This is a genomic window from Mesorhizobium sp. M1406 (genome assembly GCF_040317555.1).
Lineage (GTDB): Bacteria > Pseudomonadota > Alphaproteobacteria > Rhizobiales > Rhizobiaceae > Mesorhizobium.
Genome location: NZ_JAMYKW010000007.1, coordinates 169,781 through 185,119 on the forward strand (window position 1 = coordinate 169,781; position 15,339 = coordinate 185,119).

The following is a 15,339-nucleotide window of genomic DNA, read 5'->3' on the forward strand; positions in this document are numbered from 1 at the left end:
ATCAGATTCGAAGTCCGAAGGGCCACTGTTTTGACCATCACCATCTACGGCATCACCACCTGCGACACGGTCAAGAAGGCGCGCGTCTGGCTGGAGGCCCGTGACGTTGCCTACCGGTTCCACGATTTCAGGGCAGAGGGGCTGGACGCCAAGCGCCTCGACGGCTGGGTTGGCAAGGTCGGCTGGGAAAAGCTGTTCAACAAGGCGAGCACCACGTTTCGCGAACTGGCGGACAAGGACAAGCAAGGGCTGGATGAAAAGAAGGCCAAGGCGCTGATGCTGGCCAAGCCGACCATGATCAAGCGGCCGGTGCTGGAGACAGGTGATCGGATTCTGGTGGGGTTCAAGCCGGATGTTTATGAGCAGGCGGTAGGTGAGAAGTAGAGCCAGCGGAACGGCGAACTGCCGATCTCCCCCCTTGCGGGGGAGATGGCCGGCAGGCCAGAGGGGGGTGTGAAGGATCGCCATCTGTTGACGAAATTGTTCCGACACGAACCGGTCGAAGCATGAGGATGCGAGTGGTTGAAAGGTCGGCGGGACAGCACCCCCTCTGCCCTGCCGGGCATCTCCCCCGCAAGGGGGAGATCGGATGTCGCCTCGGCTTTCGCCAATCGCCGCTGTTGTAGGACGTAAGCGCTTCAGCCTGTCCCGCGCAAATAGCCCGCCAGCGCCGCCGCGTTGTTGTGGGCTTCGTCATGTGCGCCATAGAGCAGCGTCACCTTGCCGTGGCGGAGCAGGCCGCGCAATTTGTCCACCGCAGCTTCATTCCCGTCCAACTCAACCCGGTACTGCTCCTGAAACTCAGCCCAGCGCTCCGCCTCATGGCCGAACCATTTGCGCAAGTCGTCGCTCGGCGCGATCTCCTTCAGCCACAGCGTCAGCGCGGCATCCTCCTTGCTGACACCGCGCGGCCAGATGCGGTCGACCAGAACCCGCTGCCCATCGTCGAGCGCGGGTGGCTCGTAGATCCGCTTGACCGCCAGATCGAAGGCCATCGGACCCTCCGTAAACGGTCAGGCCCACTCGCCCTTGCGCATCACAGGCACGCGGGCGCCGTCCTTGTGGACGCCGTCGATGTCGATCCTGTCCGAACCGATCATCCAGTCGATGTGGATGAAACTCTTGTTGCCGCCGCGCTGAGAGATCTCGTCCTGGCTGAGTGAGGCGCCGTCGACGAAGCACTTCGAATAGCACTGGCCGAGCGCGATGTGGCAGGCGGCGTTTTCGTCGAACAGCGTGTTGAAGAATAACAGCCCGCTCGCCGAAATCGGCGAGGAATGCGGCACCAGCGCCACCTCGCCGAGGCGGCGTGCGCCCTCGTCGGTGTCGAGCACCTTCTTCAGCACGTCCTCGCCCTTTGATGCCTTGGCCTCGACGATCCTGCCCTCTTCGAAACGCACCGAGATCTCGTCGATCATCGTGCCCTGGTAGGACAGCGGCTTGGTCGAGGAGACATGACCCTCGACCCGCCTCGCATGCGGCGTGGTGAAGACCTCTTCGGTCGGGATGTTGGGGTTGCAGGTGACGCCGTTCTTGGCGGTCGAAGCGCCGCCCATCCATTCATGGCCGTCCGCCAGCCCGACGGTCAGATCGGTGCCCAGCCCGGTGAAGTGCAACGCATGGAAATTGTGGCCGTTGAGCCATTCCGTGCGGTCACGAAGTGCCGCATTGTGCGCCTTCCAGTTGCCGATCGGATCCTCGACGTCCACCCGCGATGCGGCGAAAATGGCGTCGGCGAGCTTTGCGACCGCAACATCGTCGGCGTCGCCGGGGAAAACCTGCTTGGCCCAGGCGAGGTCCGGATAGGCGACGATGTTCCAGTTGATGTCGAAGCCGGTGATCTTTTCCAGCGCCGGCTGGTAAGCCATCGAATTCGCCTTGTTGGCGCGCGCCACTTTCGCCGGGTCTTGTGCCGACAACAGCGACGGATCCTCGCCGCGCACGGCAAGTCTGGCCGCATTGTTGGAAAAGGCCTTCGCCATGCCTTCGTAGAGCCAGCCGGCGGCGCGGTCGAAGCTTGCATCGGCGCCGAAGCGGTAACGCGCCAACGTCATCTCGTCGTCGTTGAAGATCGGCGTCACAAGGCCGGCGCCGGCCTTGTAGGCGTGCTCGACGATCCGTCTGGTCAGCGGCAGTGCCGCGATCGACGATGTCACCACCAGGTCCTGTCCCGGCTGCAATTGCAGCCCGACCTTGATGGCGACTTCCGCCAGCCTGTCGAGCTTCACCGGGTCGATCGATGCGGAAACGCCGCGCGAATGTGTGGTCATGATCCTGCCTGTCGTAGTTTGATGTCCGACTCATCATAGAGCGGCGCCACGGTCGTTTCCACCGCGATCGCGCCGGCGGGTGCAGTGGTTGCCGACCCGAACTGCGCCATGGTCGCCTCGATCTCTTCCCTGATCCAGATCTTGAAATCCCGAACCTTGCGGCTTTCGGCCCTCGCGGACGAGGTCACCAGCCAATAGCCGAGGCCGCTCTGGGCGCGGATTCCGAACGGCGCCACCAGTCGCCCATCGGCGAGCGCATCGGCGGCGAGCAACTGCCAGCCCAGCATCACGCCATGGCCGGCAATCGCCGATTCCAGGCACAGCATCGGGTCGGTGAAACGCGCGCCCTTCAGGAAGGTGACCGGCGGGACACCGGCCGTCTCGAACCAGCTATCCCAACTGATCATCGCCCGCTCGTCGGTGATCGCGCAGGTCTGGGCAAGGTCCTCGATCGACTTCAGTCTTTTGGCGATCGCCGGCGCGCAGACCGGGAAGACTTCCTGCGCCAAGAGCAGTTCCGTCCGCCCGCCCGGCCACTTGCCGTCGCCAAGCCGGATGGCGATGTCGATGTCGGAATGATCGAGATCGGCCAGCCGCACCGAAGCGTCGATGCGCAAAAGCACGTTGGGATGCCGGGCGAAGTGACGCGACAGTCGCGGCAGCAGCCATTTTGACGCAAAGGCCGGCGCCACCGAAACCACCAAGGTGCATTGCGTCGCCTCGTCGGCCAGCGCCACGGCCTGGGCAAGCTCGCGAAATCCTGCACCAAGGCGGGCCGCGAAGACGGCGCCGAATTCGGTCAGCACGAGACCGCTCGCCGTTCGTTCGAACAGCGCCTGGCCGAGCTGCTTCTCGGTGCGGCTTATCTGCTGGCTGACGGCGCTGACGGACACGTTGAGTTCACCGGCGGCAGCCGCCAGGGATCCGAGACGGGCAACGGTTTCGACGGCGCGAAGGCCGTTGAGATGAACGCGGTTGAGCATGGTCATTTGAGATTTTCTAAACCGGTCCGGCCGAAATCTCAATTGAAAGACCCGTCGAAACGGCAGATTTTATGCAAGGAAAGACAGACCCGCGGAGCCAGAAATGCTAAGGATCTTGTCGTCGTCGCTGAAGGGGTTTTTCGCTGCAGGTTCCGGATATGAGCCCAGCCGGGAGAGCGAGGCGCAGAGATGGCTGACCGATCCGCTTTCGCATCCCGTGCTGAACACCATGTCGGAGCGTCAACTTGGCGACGTGCCGTTCAGGCTGACGGCGCGGCGAACAGTGCATGAGACGGCAGGCTGCCGGTAAACCGCGGACGCGGCAACCAGGGAGAGAGGCGATATTGTCGACGCCAGCGCCGCCCCTCATCCGCCTGCCGGCACCTTCTCCCCGTATAGTGACGGGGAGAAGGGGATGACCGCAATCTCGGCGCTCTCCTTTCCAGCGTTGAGATTGGAGAAATCGCCGATGACAGCGTCCTTCTCCCCGTCACTATACGGGGAGAAGTGCCCGGCAGGGCGATGAGGGGCGGCGCTGGCGTTGAGATCTTCGCGACGAGACACGAACGGACGAAGCAACGATAGAATACGCGCGATCCGCCAGTGGCCAGTCGCCACTGGGCTAGGCTGGCCCAACACAAATCTGATTGTTTCGGCGCCAGCCAATTCTATTGTGCAGTGCAATGACATCAGCCACGTCAACAGCGCTGCGTTTCACCTTCGCCGGCATGATTGCCATGGCGGTTGCCATGGGTATCGGCCGCTTCGTCTACACGCCGATCCTGCCCGGCATGATGCAGGAACTGCATCTGTCGCCGGCCGATGCCGGATGGATCGCCTCCGCCAACTATCTCGGTTATCTCATTGGCGCGTTGGCCGCGGCGGGCGGCTGGGCGCATGGACGCGAGCGCCTGCTGATGCTGGTGGGGCTCGGCGCCAGTGCGGTCCTGGCCGCGCTGATGGGGCTGACCGATGCGATGGCCGCCTTTCTCGTTGTCCGCTTTCTGGCCGGCCTGGCCAGCGCCTTCGTCATGGTGTTCATGGCCAGCATCGTTTTCAGCCATATCGCGGCTGCCGGTCGAGGCGACCTGCAGGCGTTGCATTTCGGCGGCGTCGGCCTCGGCATCGCAATCTCCGCGGCGATGATGGCGGTGCTGGTCACCGAACATGCCGGCTGGGCGGCGGGCTGGCTGTGGTCGGCGGCAATCTCGGCTTGCGGGTTCGTACTCGTGGCGTTGATGGTCGACGAGGGTCCGCTCACCAATGGCGAAGTCGCCCGCGAGCCGGCACTGCGGATGGACCGGTCGCTGGTCAAGGTCATCATTGCCTACGGCCTGTTCGGCTTCGGCTACGTGGTGACGGCGACGTTCCTGGTCGCCATCGTTCGGCAAGGCGGCGGCAGCCGGGTCTTCGAGACCATGGTGTGGATGGTCGCCGGCCTTGCCGGCTTTCCCTCGACCTGGCTCTGGCAGAAGATCGCCGCTCGGACCGGCCTCTATGCCGCCTATGCGCTGGCATGCATCATCGAAGTTGTCGGCGTCACCGCCAGCGTCGCCATCGGCGGACGTACCGGGCCGTTGCTCGGCGGCGTGCTGCTCGGCGGCACCTTCATAGCCATCACCGCATTTGGCCTGCAGGCCGCCAGACAGCTTGCACCGCAGGCGCCGCGGCGGATCTTTGCCCTGATGACGGCTGCGTTCGGCGTAGGCCAGATCATCGGCCCGATCGCCGCCGGGCTGCTGGCGCAAATGTCCGGCGATTTCTTCCTCGCCTCGATCGCCGCCGCCATCATGCTGGTCGTCTCCGGCGGCCTCACATGGTCGGCTGCGCCAAAATCGCCATGATTGTGGGGTTGCTCGGTGCGGGCATCGGGCACGGGCATTTTCTTTCCAGCTAATGTGTGACTTTATGCCCGCCGTAGTCAGCTGATTTGCGCCTAGATCGAGGAATTCCCCACAGTGTTCGTATCCTTTTTCCCGCAGCCGAAGCTTTTTTTCTCTTCGGCCGCCGTCTGGAGCCTTGCGGCGATCCTGTTCTGGTTTTTCGGTGGTGAACAATTGGGCGCGGTTTTCGGATTGCCGCCCGCCATGGCCGGCGCGCCGCCCATTATCGGCATCGCCATTCTCATGTCGCCGCCGTTTCTATGGTTTTATCTCTATTTCGCGTTCTGCGTGGCCGTCTTCTATGCGTTCTGGAGCTGGTATTCGCCGCATCCATGGCAACGCTGGTCGATCCTGATGACCTCAGTCATCCTGTTCTTCATCTATTTCAATGTGCAGGTCAGTGTCGCCGTCAACGCCTGGTACGGGCCATTCTTCGACTATGTGCAGGGACTGATGTCGGGGACCGGAAAGTCGACCAACGCCGAATTTTATATCGGATTGGCAGATTTTTCGTGGCTCGCGTTGATCGGCATGAACGTGCAGGTGGTCAATGCCTTCATCGTCAGCCACTGGATCTTCCGCTGGCGCACGGCGATGAATGATTATTTTGTCGAGAACTGGGGCAGGCTTCGACATATCGAGGGTGCTTCGCAGCGTATCCAGGAAGACACGATGCGGTTCTCGCAGATCATGGAGGATCTCGGCTCCAGCTTCGTCCAGTCGATCATGACCCTGATCGCATTCCTGCCGGTCATGATCCAGTTGCAGGCCCATATCACCGAGTTGCCGATTATCGGCGCGATCCCGCAGCCATTGGTGGTCGCGGCCCTTGCCTGGTGTCTGTTCGGAACGATCTCGGTCATGATTGCCGGCATGAAGCTTCCAGGACTGCAGTTCCGCAACCAGCGCGTCGAGGCCGCCTATCGCAAGGAACTCGTCTACGGCGAGGATCACGCGGACAGGGCCCAGCCAGCCACCACTGCCGAGCTGTTCGCGAACGTTCGTCACAATTATTTCAGGCTCTATTTCCACTACATCTATTTCAACGTCGTCCGTTACACCTACCTGCAGGCCGACAACATTTTCTCGCTGCTGATCCTGGGTCCGTCGCTGGTTGCACACAAGATAACGTTCGGCGCGCTGAACCAGATTTCGAATGCATTCGGTAAAGTGACCGGGTCGCTGCAGTTTCTGCTCACCTCCTGGTCGACAATCGTTGAGCTGCAATCGGTCCACAAACGCCTGCGCGCCTTCGAGGCGACCCTGCTCGGCGAGCCGCTGCCGGACATCGACCAGCGCTATCTGGCAAAACAGGGCGTTGAAGATCCGGCCTAAAGGCCAGGTTGGAAATCGAACCGGGTTGGCGGCTCAGCCGCCCACCGAGCCCTGCTTCTGGGCAGCATCTTGGCGCGATACATAGTCGCGAAAGCTGATGCATTCGACATCGGCCTTGACGCAGACCTCGCCGGCAAAGCGCTCCAGCGCGTTCCAGTAGGCGCCGTCATTCATCGGCGTGAAGTGGAAGCCGAGCTCAAGCGGAATGCGCTTATCCGCATACTGCTTGTCGAAGGCGGCGCGGAAGGCATCATAGGTGCGGTTCGCGAATTCGTCCGCCTTGCCTGGCCGCTCGAAGCCGCCGGAATGCCTGACATAGAGGTTGTAATCCATGGCGATCACCGGCCGTGACTTCGGTCCCTCCGGAATCTGCGGCAGCGAAAACTGCATGATGCCGTTGCCGGCCATCGGCCGGGCCGGCCCCTGCGAGACGCCGCTGGCGTCGAACTGATAGCCGGCCGCCGGCAGAGCCTCGTAGAGGGCCTTGTTCGCCGACAGATACGGCGCGCGAAAACCGGCCACCGCATGCCGCGCGAAATCGCGCCAGCCCTCGGGTTCGGGCGCAATTCCGTTGATCGCATAGGCGTTCTCGAGAATGTGCTCGAACGAACTGAACTCTTTCAGCCAGTCGGCCTTGCTCCAGTCCTTGCCGTCGAAATGGCCGCAGCCATGGCTGGCGATATCGTGGCCTTCATGCGCGGCAAGGCCGATCTGTTCGAGCCGCTCGGTGACTTCCTGCTTCGAGGCGGCAAAGCCGATATTGGATTTGCCGGCGCTTTTGCCGGGTGCGTCGTATTGCTTGCGTGTTTCCGGCGACAGCAGGAAGACGCAGGAGAGAAAATAGGTGAAGTGCGCGCCGGTGCGCTGCGCCAGTGCCCGGCTACGCTTCCACTGCGAAATGTCGCGGGCGCTGTCGAACGAGATGATGACGGCCTGCTTGGGCTTTGCCGGTATTGGTGGCGCGGGCGGATCGGCCAAAGCCCCGCCGGCAGTGGCGAGCGAGGCGAGGGAAAACGCAACAGCGCGAAACGGACGAAGCATAGGCAATCGGATCTGCACTCTTCTGATCTGCATTCTGGGGGACGTCTGGAAGCCGGCTATCCCCGAAATGTGGCGTGGGTGCGATTGGCCTTTTCGGCTGCTTGCCCGGGGCAAACATCCGTTTGCCCTAGGGAATAGGCGATTTTCCGGTTGAACCCCTTCCATGCCGACAAAATTTCGCTAAAACGCGGGCTGACAAAGGCCCGACCGGGCAGGAATGGTTTTGATCGATGTCCGACGACAGTTTTATCCGTGAAGTCAACGACGAGATGCGTCGCGACCAGGCGCATGCGCTGTGGGACCGTTTTGGTCCCGCGTTGCTTGTCCTCGCGATCCTCGTGGTGCTCGGTACCGCCGCTTTCGTCGGTTATCGCTATTGGGACGAGACGCGCGCCAACCGCTCCGGCGATGCGTTCTCGCAGGCGCTGAAGCTTGCCAATGACGGCAAGAACGACGAAGCGCTGACCGCGCTCGATCAATTGGAGAAGGATGGCTACGGCGCCTATCCGTTGCTCGCGCGCATGCGCGGCGCAACCGTCAAGGCCGACAAGGGCGACGTCGCCGCCGCCGTCAAGGATTTCGACGATGTCGCCGCCGACACCGCCATTCCCCAGGGCATTCGCGACATGGCGCGCCTCAGGGCAGCACTCCTGCTTGTCGACCATGGCTCCTTCGCCGACGTCTCCAGCCGTGTCGAAGCGCTCACATCCGACACCAACACGCTGCGCCATACGGCGCGCGAGGCACTCGGCCTTTCCGCCTGGAAGGAAGGCAAGACCCAGGACGCGCTAAAGCTGTTCGACCAGATCGCCGCCGATGACGGCGCGCCGCGCAACACCCGCGAGCGTGCAACGTTGATGTCCGAACTGATCCGCGGGTCGGGCAGTGCGTCGTGACCTTCAAAGTCGCCATCATCGGCAGACCTAACGTCGGCAAATCGACTCTTTTCAATCGGCTGGTGGGAAGGAAGCTGGCGCTTGTCGACGACACGCCTGGCGTCACCCGCGACCGTCGCGTCCATGCCGCCAAGCTCTACGATCTGCATTTCGACGTCATCGACACCGCCGGCTTCGAGGATGCGGGCGCCTCGACCTTGCCCGGCCGCATGCGCGCGCAGACCGAGATCGCCATCCGCGAGGCGGACCTCATCTTCTTCACCATCGACGCCAAGTCTGGCCTGTTGCCCGACGACAGGACCTTCGCCGAGATCGTGCGCAAGTCCGGCAAGCCTGTGGTGCTGGTCGCCAACAAAGCCGAGGCGAAGGGTGCCCAGGGCGGCATGCTGGAGGCCTGGGAACTCGGCCTTGGCGAGCCGATCCCGGTTTCGGCGGAACATGGCCAGGGCATGCCCGATTTGCGCGACGCCGTGATCGGCGCGCTCGGCGAAGCGCGTGCCTTTGGCGAAAATGAAGATGGCGAAGACGAAGAAGTCGCTGCCGGCGAGGTTCTGATCGGCGAGGATATCGCCGATCCTGATGCCGAGCACACCTATGACGACACCAAGCCGATGCGCATCGCCGTCGTCGGTCGTCCCAATGCCGGCAAGTCGACATTGATCAACGCGCTGATCGGCGAAGAGCGGCTGCTCACCGGACCGGAAGCCGGTATCACCCGTGATTCCATCTCCGTCGACTGGGATTGGCATGGCCGCCGGCTGAAACTGTTCGATACGGCCGGCATGCGCCGCAAGGCCAGGATCCACGAAAAGCTGGAAGTGATGTCGGTGCAGGACGGCCTGCGCGCCATCCGCTTTGCCGAGATCGTCATCATCGTACTCGATGCCACCATTCCCTTCGAGAAGCAGGATCTGCAGATCGCCGACCTGATCATCAGGGAAGGCCGGGCACCCGTGATCGCCTTCAACAAATGGGACCTGATCGACCATCCCCAGGAGCTTCTGGCCGAACTGCGCGAGAAGACGGAGCGGCTTCTTCCCCAGGCGCGCGGCCTCCAGGCCGTACCCGTCTCGGCCGAGACCGGGCGCGGCCTAGACAAGCTGATGGATGCCGTCATCAGGACGCACAAGGTGTGGAACAGCCGCGTCTCGACCGGTAAGCTCAACCGCTGGCTGGAAGGCATCCTGGCGCATCATCCGCCGCCCGCCGTGGCCGGGCGCCGGCTGAAGGTAAAATACATCACCCAGGCCAAGACCCGGCCACCGGGTTTCGTCGTCCAGTGCTCGCGGCCGGATGCGATGCCGCAATCCTATGTCCGCTATCTCTCCAACAGCCTGCGGGAAGCCTTCGATATGCCCGGCGTGCCGATCCGCATTGCGCTGCGCACCTCCGACAATCCATTCGCCGGCAGGTCCAAGAAACGCAGCTGATTATCGGCGCCCCTTGGCGCGCCATGATCACGCCACGTTGCGCAGGTCGCTGTCGCCGGCCCGCGCATTTTCGGGCAGTGCTTGCCGCGCCGCATCCAGCAATATATCGGCGAGGCGGGCCGCCACTGGCTCGGCTTCGGCGTCCTTGCGATGCAGGAACAACGCCATCTTGGGCAGCGCCGGCAATCCGGCGATCTCCGGCGTCATGGCGCTGACGCTGGCCGGCAGGCCGATGTCGGTGCGGATCGTCAACCCCAGCCCCGCCGCAACTGCTGCCCAGATGCCGCCAAGGCTCGGGCTGGAAAACGCCATCCGCCACGACAGGCCGGCGCGGTCGAGCGTTTCGGTTGCAACCCTGCGCAAAAGGCATGGCGCTTCCAGCGCCACCAGCGGCAGTGGCTCACTGTGGCGCAGGCTGGCCTCGATGCGCTTTGCCGGACCGATCCAGCGCATCTGCACATCGGCGACGTGTTCGCTGTAGGGCAGCGTCTCGCCGCTGTGCCACGCGAGCGCGATGTCGAGACTGCCTGACACGATCCTTTCGGCAAGGTCGTGGCTGCGCGCGATCCTGGCTTCGATCTTGACCTTGGGATGGGCGCGGGCGAAACGGCCGAGCACGTCGGGCAGCACCGCCTCGCCGAAATCCTCTTGCAGGCCGAGCCGTACCCAGCCTTCCAACTCCACGTCATGGATGGCGGATGCCGCCTCGTCATTGAGCTCGATCAGCCGGCGCGCATAGCCGAGCATCGTCTCGCCGGCCTCGGTCAAGGCGAGGCCGCGCCCCGACTTGCGGAAGATCGGCGTCGCCGCCTGTTCTTCCAGTTTCTTCAATTGCGCACTGACCGCCGACGTAGACCGACCAAGCCGGTCAGCCGCCTTGGCGAAGCTGCCCAGCTCCATGCCGGTGACGAAGCTGCGGAGAACGTCGAGATCGAAGGTCACGCGTCGCATATTATAATCCCGATTTTCAGGATAGTTGTTTTAAAACTTCCTGATTTTCAGGATCAAATTACGACGCTAGAGATAGACCGTCAAGGCTCAGGCCGCTGGCCAAGCACGGGAATGAAATCATGTCCGCCATCGTCGATTGCACCGACCGACACCCGCCGGAACTCTTGAAAGACACGGCTGCCAGCTCCGCCGGGAAGGCATTCAAGCCCAGCCATCGCTGGAAGGTTCTGGGCATCGGCGTTGCCGCCAATGCCAGCTTCTCGGCCACTTTCTCCGGCATACCGGCAACGGCGGTCATGCTTCGCCAGGGGTATCATTTGGCCAATGCCGAGCTTGGCCTTGCACTCGGCCTTCTCGGGCTGGGGGTCGCGCTTAGCGAACTGCCCTGGGGCCTGCTCACGGATCGCTGGGGCGATCGCCGCGTGCTTCTGGTCGGGCTTGGGGCCACGGCTGCGTGGCTCCTGGTCATGGCGATGCTGGTTGTGCCGACAAGGACTGGTGTTCCCGACGTCATGCTCTTGTCCGCAAGCCTGCTCTTCACCGGACTGCTCGGCGGCAGCGTCAACGGTTCGAGCGGCCGCGCCATCATGGGCTGGTTCCGGGAAAACGAGCGCGGCTTTGCCATGAGCATCAGGCAGACGGCGGTGCCGCTCGGCGGCGGCCTTGGCGCGCTCGTCCTGCCCTCGCTAGCCCTGGCTTTCGGCTTTGCCGCGGTGTTCGGCGTCCTGGCGGCTGCATCGGCTCTCTCTGCCCTGTTCGCCTGGCGTTGGCTGCACGAGCCGCCGACGGCGCGCGAGGGCCATCTCGTTTCGGCGGCTGCGGCCGGACCGACGCCGCTGCGCAATCCGGACGTCTGGCGTATCGCCACCGCCATCGGCCTGCTCTGCTTTCCGCAAGTGGCCGTGCTCACCTTCGCCTCCGTGTTCCTGCACGACTTCGTTGGGCTGGGAACGGCAGCGATCAGCGCGAGCCTCGCCGCCGTGCAGGTCGGCGCCATGGTCATGCGCATCTGGAGCGGCCGCTTCACCGACCGCCACGGCAACCGCCGCCAGTTTCTTCGCTTATGCAGTGCGCTGAGCGCACTTGCCTTCGCCGTGCTTTGGCTGCTGGTTCTGGCCGGTCCCGCCATCCCAGGCGGACAATTCCTGCTCATGGCGATCCTTCCCGCTGTGCTTATTGTCGCAGGAGTCTCGGTCTCCGCCTGGCACGGCGTCGCCTATACCGAGCTTGCCACGCTTGCCGGCGCCGGCCATGTCGGAACCGCGCTCAGCCTTGCCAACAGCTTGGTTTTCGTCGGCTTCTTCCTGGTTCCGGTGGCCATTCCGGGGCTCTTGCACCTCTGGTCATGGTCCGGCGTCTGGCTATCGGCCGCCATCTGCGCGCTGATCGCCTGGCCGATCTTCCTGCGGCCAGCCTGAATGGCCCGCCGCAAAACCGCCCGACTTCCAAACCACGACCTCGAGCCGATCGGGAAAACCCGATCGAACCTGTTAACGTCCCATCAAGGTTAATGCATCATTTTGCTCTCCAGTGGGGTCTGTAGCGTTCCTGGAGAGAGTTCCGTGCATCGACGTGTGTTGAAGCGGCTTGTTGCCGCCGCCGGTGAGAGACGTGGCTTTCTGGCTCCGTTCGTCGTCGGCCTCGGCATCTGGATCGGCTTTCCGACCGTCGCCGCCTATCAGGACATGACGAGCCTCGTTTCCGGCCTCGAAGCATCGAGCACCCGCTGGAATTCCTATGTCGAGAAATCCGTCGCCGGCTCGACCCATGCGGCCGAGATGCCCTTTGTCGATTCCGATGTCACCGGCTCCATCTCCGGATCGGGTGTCCACCTGGCCGGCGTCGGCAGCGTGTCCTTTCGCGGCAAGGGCGGCAAGGTCAGCGCGACGCCCGACGAGGATCGCGTCGTGCGCGCCGAGAAGAAGGGCCGCATCGTCCAGTTGTCTCCCGTGGCACCGCCGAAGAACTTCAATGCCGGCTCGATCTTCGAGCGCACCTCCTCTTTGCTGCGGCCCAGCGTGGATAGCGGCCTGAAGATGGCTTTCGCCAAGCCGCGGATCAAAGGCAAGGAAATCCAGATAGCCGCCGCATTCCATGCGCGCGAGGACAAGAAGCCGGATCCCGGCGTGCCTGCCATGCTGGCGGCGCTGGTCAACAATGACCGTCCGGATGTGCTGGCGACAGCCTATGCGCAGTCCGAGCCCGACTATGCCCAGGCATCGCCCTTCGAAGCCCTGCTTCAGGACGAGCAGCCCAATGATGGCCGCTTCATTCCGCCGATGGTCAAGGGCGATCATTCGTGGATCCAGAACCCGCTGCCCGCCAGTGTCTTCTCCGAACCGGAACAGGCATGCCTCGCAAAGGGCGTCTATTTCGAAGCGAGGAGCGAATCCGTACGTGGTCAGGCCGCCGTCGCTCAGGTCATCCTCAATCGCGTCCGCAACCCGACCTATCCGAATTCGATCTGCGGCGTCGTCTACCAGAACGACAGCTGGTTCAACCGTTGCCAGTTCTCCTTCGCCTGCGACGGCAGGAAGAAACGCATCGACAGTCCTGCCGCCTACAAGACCGCCCAGGATATCGCCATGGCCGTCACCGCCGGCAAGATCTTCATCCCGGAAGTCGGATCGTCGACCCACTACTACGCCCAATATGTCCATCCGGGCTGGGCGCGCACGATGCAGAAGATGACCAAGATCGGTCTGCATATCTTCTATCGTACCTATGGCGGCGGCTGGAGCTGAGCGCGCAACAGTCGCTGATCCTTGACGCGACGCGCAGTCGATCGAAGAGCCATTGCCCGGGGGATTCGCGCCATGCATCCCCGTCATCGTGGCGGGCACGATGTCGCACCTTTCTAATCCATTGATTTTGCTGCCTAAAATACATGGCAATGAACTTCCGCCCGTGGCTTGACGGGCGCAAACCCTCTAACTATGTTGCCGGCGACTTTAGAAGCGGACGGACGGTGACGGTCTGACCGGGCAGGGGGGTTGCGATGGCCGACAAGAATGGGCCAGACGGAACCGGGGAAACCGGCCGCGGCAAGCAGCATGAACCCGGCATCCGCGACGACGATCTTGAGCGCCGCCGGCGCAACCTTGAAGCATCGCTCGCGACAAGGCGGCCGGACCGGCTCGAGGGGAAAGACGACGCGAAAGCGGGCAGTATGGCCGGTTATGGCCAGGCGCTCAAACTCTCTAGCGAGTTTATCGCCGGGGTGGTGGTGGGTGCCGGCATCGGCTGGATCATCGACCGTCTGGCGGGGACATCGCCTTGGGGTCTGATCGTGTTTCTGCTGCTTGGTTTTGGCGCCGGAGTGCTCAATGTGATGCGTTCCGCGGGCGTTGTGGCAGAATTCGGACAGGGCGATAAATCGCGCCGTGACCAAGACGACAAGAAATGACCGCGCTTCATGTGCGGTAATGGTAACGAGGCCGTACGCGGCATTGACGGGGTTTGAACGTGGCAGCTGACAAGGTCGATCCGATCCACCAGTTCCATATCAACAAGCTGATTCCGATCGAGATCGGCGGCTACGATCTGTCTTTCACCAATTCGGCATTGTTCATGGTCGCGACCGTTGTTGTCGCGGCCGCGTTTCTATTTCTCACGACGTCGAGCCGCAGCCTGGTTCCGGGTCGCCTTCAGTCGGTCTCCGAGATGGCCTACGAATTCGTCGGCAACATGTTGCGCGATGCCGCCGGCACGCAAGGCATGAAGTTCTTCCCTCTTGTGTTTTCGCTGTTCATGTTCGTGCTGGTCGCCAACCTGCTTGGCCTGTTCCCGTATTTCTTCACCGTCACCAGCCACATCATCGTCACTTTCGGTCTGGCCATCCTGGTGATTGCGACCGTGGTCGTCTACGGCTTCATGAAGCATGGTTTTGGCTTCCTCAAGCTGTTCGTGCCGCATGGCGTGCCGGTGTTCCTGCTGCCGCTGGTGGTGCTGATCGAGGTGATCTCGTTCGTGTCGCGTCCCGTCAGCCTCTCGGTTCGTCTGTTCGCCAACATGCTCGCCGGCCATATCACGCTGAAGGTGTTCTCCGGGTTCGTCGTCAGCCTGAGCGCGCTCGGCGCGGTCGGGGTCGCCGGCTCGATCCTGCCGCTGGCAATGGCGGTGGCGCTGACGGCGCTGGAACTGCTGGTCGCCTTCCTGCAGGCCTACGTCTTCGCCGTGTTGACCTGCATGTATCTCAACGACGCCCTGCACCCGGGGCACTGAGCAAAAGTTTCCGGCCCAAGAGTTTTCCAACATTGGCGCCGGATGATAGAGCAACGGAATTTTTAGATCCAAAGGAGTTGAACAAATGGACGCAGAAGCAGCAAAGTACATCGGCGCCGGCATCGCTTGCCTGGGCATGGGTGGCGCGGGCATTGGCCTCGGCAACATCTTCGGCAGCTACCTCGCGGGCGCGTTGCGCAACCCGTCGGCTGCCGATGGCCAGTTCGGCCGTCTGATTTTCGGCTTCGCCGTGACCGAAGCGCTGGGCATCTTCTCGCTTCTGATCGCGCTTCTGGCCCTGTTCGGCTGAGTCCCTCTTTGGCTAA

At 62.9% G+C, this 15,339-nt stretch carries 16 protein-coding genes; 11 read left to right on the forward strand and 5 right to left on the reverse strand.

All coding sequences use genetic code 11. From position 1 onward, the window contains the following. The first annotated feature begins 30 nt into the window (after window positions 1-30). On the forward strand, window positions 31-384 hold the full coding sequence (locus NKH03_RS09615) for an ArsC family reductase (RefSeq protein ID WP_352968202.1): 354 nt from the start codon (window positions 31-33) through the stop codon (window positions 382-384). Window positions 385-638: 254 nt separating this feature from the next. Here the strand turns inward: NKH03_RS09615 and NKH03_RS09620 are convergent, their stop codons facing one another. Genes NKH03_RS09620 through NKH03_RS09630 form a run of 3 tightly spaced genes read right to left on the reverse strand, consistent with a single transcriptional unit; the run spans window position 639 to window position 3,259 of the window. Further along, a complete protein-coding gene (locus tag NKH03_RS09620) occupies window positions 639-995 on the reverse strand; it encodes a DUF488 domain-containing protein (protein ID WP_352870390.1) in 357 nt (118 codons plus the stop codon). Between the two features lie 18 nt (window positions 996-1,013). After that, window positions 1,014-2,270 (reverse strand): aminopeptidase, encoded by a 1,257-nt coding sequence (locus NKH03_RS09625; protein ID WP_352968203.1) that lies wholly within the window; start codon window positions 2,268-2,270, stop codon window positions 1,014-1,016. Then, the gene (locus NKH03_RS09630; RefSeq protein WP_352870388.1) at window positions 2,267-3,259 is read right to left on the reverse strand and encodes a LysR substrate-binding domain-containing protein; all 993 of its coding nucleotides are present in this window, start codon (window positions 3,257-3,259) and stop codon (window positions 2,267-2,269) included. Before NKH03_RS09630 ends, NKH03_RS09625 begins: the two co-directional genes overlap by 4 nt. Window positions 3,260-3,356: 97 nt before the next feature. Between NKH03_RS09630 and NKH03_RS09635 the strand changes: the two genes are divergently transcribed. The 3 genes from NKH03_RS09635 (at window position 3,357) to sbmA (ending at window position 6,471) form a co-directional block, all read left to right on the forward strand. Beyond that, window positions 3,357-3,563 carry a hypothetical protein gene (locus NKH03_RS09635; protein ID WP_352870387.1) on the forward strand — a complete coding sequence of 69 codons (207 nt, stop codon included), beginning with the start codon at window positions 3,357-3,359 and terminating at the stop codon, window positions 3,561-3,563. A gap of 373 nt (window positions 3,564-3,936) precedes the next feature. Next, window positions 3,937-5,097 carry a YbfB/YjiJ family MFS transporter gene (locus NKH03_RS09640; RefSeq protein ID WP_352870386.1) on the forward strand — a complete coding sequence of 387 codons (1,161 nt, stop codon included), beginning with the start codon at window positions 3,937-3,939 and terminating at the stop codon, window positions 5,095-5,097. A gap of 114 nt (window positions 5,098-5,211) precedes the next feature. Further along, window positions 5,212-6,471 carry a peptide antibiotic transporter SbmA gene (gene sbmA, locus NKH03_RS09645; RefSeq protein WP_352870385.1) on the forward strand — a complete coding sequence of 420 codons (1,260 nt, stop codon included), beginning with the start codon at window positions 5,212-5,214 and terminating at the stop codon, window positions 6,469-6,471. 33 nt (window positions 6,472-6,504) lie between these two features. On the opposite strand, the gene NKH03_RS09650 is transcribed toward sbmA, so the two are convergent. Beyond that, a complete protein-coding gene (locus NKH03_RS09650; RefSeq protein WP_352870410.1) occupies window positions 6,505-7,512 on the reverse strand; it encodes a polysaccharide deacetylase family protein in 1,008 nt (335 codons plus the stop codon). A 230-nt stretch (window positions 7,513-7,742) separates the two neighbouring features. Here NKH03_RS09650 and NKH03_RS09655 point away from each other — a divergent pair, with 230 nt between their 5' ends. Together NKH03_RS09655 and der are read left to right on the forward strand one after the other, a co-directional pair. After that, on the forward strand, window positions 7,743-8,408 hold the full coding sequence (locus NKH03_RS09655; protein WP_023759057.1) for a tetratricopeptide repeat protein: 666 nt from the start codon (window positions 7,743-7,745) through the stop codon (window positions 8,406-8,408). After that, window positions 8,405-9,838 carry a ribosome biogenesis GTPase Der gene (gene der / locus NKH03_RS09660; RefSeq protein WP_352968204.1) on the forward strand — a complete coding sequence of 478 codons (1,434 nt, stop codon included), beginning with the start codon at window positions 8,405-8,407 and terminating at the stop codon, window positions 9,836-9,838. Before NKH03_RS09655 ends, der begins: the two co-directional genes overlap by 4 nt. A 27-nt stretch (window positions 9,839-9,865) precedes the next feature. Here the strand turns inward: der and NKH03_RS09665 are convergent, their stop codons facing one another. After that, entirely contained in the window at window positions 9,866-10,789 is a 924-nt protein-coding gene (locus NKH03_RS09665; RefSeq protein WP_352870383.1) for a LysR substrate-binding domain-containing protein, read from the reverse strand. A 119-nt stretch (window positions 10,790-10,908) separates the two neighbouring features. On the opposite strand from NKH03_RS09665, the gene NKH03_RS09670 reads away from it, so the two are divergent. The 5 genes from NKH03_RS09670 to NKH03_RS09690 all read left to right on the forward strand — a co-directional run bounded on the left by NKH03_RS09670 (window position 10,909) and on the right by NKH03_RS09690 (window position 15,323). Further along, on the forward strand, window positions 10,909-12,207 hold the full coding sequence (locus NKH03_RS09670; RefSeq protein ID WP_352968205.1) for an MFS transporter: 1,299 nt from the start codon (window positions 10,909-10,911) through the stop codon (window positions 12,205-12,207). 144 nt (window positions 12,208-12,351) lie between these two features. After that, window positions 12,352-13,533 (forward strand): cell wall hydrolase, encoded by a 1,182-nt coding sequence (locus NKH03_RS09675; protein WP_352870381.1) that lies wholly within the window; start codon window positions 12,352-12,354, stop codon window positions 13,531-13,533. A gap of 254 nt (window positions 13,534-13,787) precedes the next feature. Beyond that, window positions 13,788-14,195, forward strand: a complete 408-nt coding sequence (locus NKH03_RS09680; RefSeq protein ID WP_352870380.1) for an AtpZ/AtpI family protein — start codon at window positions 13,788-13,790, stop codon at window positions 14,193-14,195. A 59-nt stretch (window positions 14,196-14,254) separates the two neighbouring features. Beyond that, complete coding sequence (locus tag NKH03_RS09685) at window positions 14,255-15,013, forward strand: F0F1 ATP synthase subunit A (protein WP_352870379.1); 759 nt, start codon at window positions 14,255-14,257, stop codon at window positions 15,011-15,013. Between the two features lie 85 nt (window positions 15,014-15,098). Then, a complete protein-coding gene (locus NKH03_RS09690; protein WP_006206606.1) occupies window positions 15,099-15,323 on the forward strand; it encodes a F0F1 ATP synthase subunit C in 225 nt (74 codons plus the stop codon). The last annotated feature ends 16 nt before the right edge of the window (window positions 15,324-15,339 follow it).